General features: G+C 48.5%; 3 protein-coding genes and 1 pseudogene. All 4 read left to right on the forward strand.

All coding sequences use genetic code 11. From position 1 onward, the window contains the following. Nucleotides 1-728: VirB6/TrbL-like conjugal transfer protein, CD1112 family (locus OCV64_RS15955; RefSeq protein WP_262670540.1), on the forward strand; the 728-nt coding region annotated here is incomplete at its 5' end. A 16-nt stretch (nt 729-744) separates the two neighbouring features. Beyond that, nucleotides 745-1641, forward strand: coding sequence for a hypothetical protein (locus OCV64_RS15960; protein WP_007860209.1), 897 nt, complete (start codon nt 745-747; stop codon nt 1639-1641). Nucleotide 1642: 1 nt separating this feature from the next. Next, nucleotides 1643-2035 (forward strand): PrgI family protein, encoded by a 393-nt coding sequence (locus OCV64_RS15965; RefSeq protein ID WP_007860207.1) that lies wholly within the window; start codon nt 1643-1645, stop codon nt 2033-2035. Beyond that, a pseudogene (locus OCV64_RS15970) lies at nt 1995-2960 on the forward strand (VirB4-like conjugal transfer ATPase, CD1110 family); the annotation flags it as partial. The gene OCV64_RS15965 and the pseudogene OCV64_RS15970, both read left to right, overlap by 41 nt. Nucleotides 2961-3045: the final 85 nt, after the last annotated feature.

Here is a 3045-nt window from a genome sequence, read left to right on the forward strand (position 1 = left end):
GGTGGAACGCGGGCATATTCAACATGATACGCAGCCTTTCGGAAAACGTCATTGTACCGATTGCGGGCGTTATCATTACCTTTGTCATGTGTTATGAACTAATCCAGCTTGTAATTGAAAAAAACAATCTGCACGATCTCGACACTTGGATTTTCTTCAAATGGATTTTTAAGACCTTTGTTGCGGTGCTGCTGGTAACAAACACTTGGAACATCGTCATGGGAGTTTTCGACGTTACGCAGAGCGTCGTCAATCAGAGCGCGGGGGTTATCATATCCGATACAAGCATAGACGTTACCACCGTCATTACCGACATTGAAGCAAAACTCGACGCTATGAGCGTGGGCGGTCTTTTGGGGTTATGGTTTCAATCCCTCTTTGTAGGGCTTACCATGAAAGCCCTGTCAATCTGCATTATGCTTGTGGTGTATGGGCGCATGATTGAAATATATCTTGTAACGAGCGTTGCCCCTATCCCGATGGCAACAATGGTAAATCACGAATGGGGCAGCATGGGACAGAATTACTTAAAATCTTTGCTTGCGCTTGGTTTTCAGGCGTTTCTGATCTTGGTGTGTGTCGGCATTTATGCGGTGTTGATACAAACAATCGCAGCGACCGACGACATTTCCGGCGCGATCTGGGCTTGCATGGGCTATACCGTCCTCTTGTGCTTTACGCTTTTCAAAACGGGAAGCCTTGCAAAGAGCGTCTTTTCGGCACATTAAGGGGGTGAGTTATGATTTGAAAATCGGTTTAATCGACGTTGACAGCCATAATTTCCCCAACCTCTGCTTGATGAAGCTATCCGCGTATCATAAAGCAAAGGGGCATACGGTGGAATGGTGGAACGCAAAGGGGCGGTACGACCTTGTATATAAAAGCCGCGTCTTTACGGACACCTATTCCAAAGACACGATAACCGTTACCAACGCGGAACAAGTTATTTTCGGCGGTACGGGCTACGACACGAAAAACCGCTTGCCGCCGGAAGTGGAACACAGTTACCCGGATTATTCTATCTACCCGCAGTTTTTCGGGATTGCCTACGGCTTTTTAAGCCGGGGTTGTCCGAGAAATTGCGGGTTTTGCATTGTCAGCAGTAAAGAGGGACGCAAAAGTGTTAAGGTTGCGGATTTGTCCGAGTTTTGGAAATGGCAGCCGGAAATAAAAATCATGGACGCTAATCTGCTTGCCTGTCCCGACCATGAAAATCTCATTGAGCAGCTTATACGAAGCCGCGCATGGGTGGATTTTTCGCAAGGGCTGGATATTCGCCTTGTGAACAGGGATAATGTCAGCCTGTTAAATCGGGTACGGATAAAAGCGGTACATTTTGCATGGGATAATCCCGACGAGGACTTAACCGGGTATTTCCAACGTTTTTTGGATTTGACCGCCATTAAGAGCAGCCGCCAGCGGCGCGTGTATGTTCTTACCAACTACGGCAGCACTCACGAACAGGATTTATACCGCGTGAACACCTTGCGGGCTATGGGCTTTGACCCGTATGTGATGATTTACGAGCGTCCAACCGCCCCGCCTGTTACCCGCCATTTGCAACGGTGGGTAAATAACAAACGGCTTTTCTATGCTGTCCCCCGTTTTGAAGATTACATTCCGGGCAGAAAGGAGGTTTGAAATGGCGTATGTAACCGTCCCAAAGGACTTAACAAAAATCAAAAGCAAGGTAATGTTCAACCTTACGAAACGACAGCTAATTTGTTTCAGCGCGGCGGTAGCAATCGGACTGCCGCTGTTCTTTTTGGTAAAAGACAGCGTTGGAACAACCACAGCGGCATTGTGCATGGTGCTTGCCATGCTGCCTATGTTTTTGCTTGCCATGTACGAGAAAAACGGGCAACCGCTGGAAGTGATTATTCGGCAATTTGTGGAAGTGAAGTTTCTTCGCCCCAAAGAGCGACCTTATCAGACCAACAATTTTTATGCCGCCCTTGCGCGGCAAGAGCAATTAGATAAGGAGGTACGGGCGATTGTCAAAGGAAAAGAAAAACACCCAAAACGAAAAGCGTAAACTTTCCCGACAGGAAAGAAAACAGATAGATACCCTTATCCGACAGGCAAAGGGCGACGGGAAGCCCCATACGGCGCAGGACAGCATACCGTTTGAGCGAATGTATAAGGACGGGATTTGCCGCCTTGCAAACGGGCGGTATTCCAAGTGCATTGAGTTTGAGGACATCAACTATCAGCTTGCGCAGCCGGACGACAAAACCGCCATTTTTGAAGCCCTTTGCGATATGTATAACTCGTTCGACGCTTCTATCAGCGTGCAGCTTTCCCTAATCAGCCGCCATGCGAACAAGGACGATTTCAAGAACAGTATCACGATTGCGCCGCAGAATGATGACTTCGACAGTATCAGAGCAGAATACACCGAAATGCTTAGGACGCAGCTTGAACGCGGAAACAACGGGCTTATCAAGACCAAGTTTCTCACCTTTACCGTTGAAGCAAAGGACATTAGATCGGCGCGGGCGCGTCTTGCCCGCATTGAAACGGACACCCTCAACCATTTTAAGGTGATCGGCGCGGCGGCGCGGGTATTGGACGGGAAACAGCGTCTTGAAGTGCTGCATGGGATTTTCCACCCGGACGGGGAACGCTTTAACTTTGCGTGGGAACGGCTACCCGCAAGCGGTCTTTCTGTCAAAGACTTTATCGCCCCGTCCTCTTTCCGATTTGGCGACGGGCGAATGTTTCAAATGGGCGGCAAGTTTGGTGCGGTTTCCTTTTTGCAGATCGTCGCGCCGGAACTTTCCGACCGTATGCTTGCTGACTTCATGGACGCGGAAAACGGGATTATCGTCAATCTGCACATTCAGAGTATCGACCACAACGAAGCAATCAAGACGATTAAGCGCAAGATCACCGACCTTGACCGCATGAAGATTGAAGAACAAAAGAAAGCAATCCGCAGCGGTTATGACATGGATATTAGTGCGACTCGTTCCTGAACAAAGCCTTCGTGGTTGAAGGACAAAATCAGGCACTAACAAAAGAACGAAAATTTCAGATGTTAGG

Source organism: Muriventricola aceti (assembly GCF_025567565.1).
Classification (GTDB): domain Bacteria; phylum Bacillota; class Clostridia; order Oscillospirales; family Oscillospiraceae; genus Lawsonibacter; species Lawsonibacter aceti.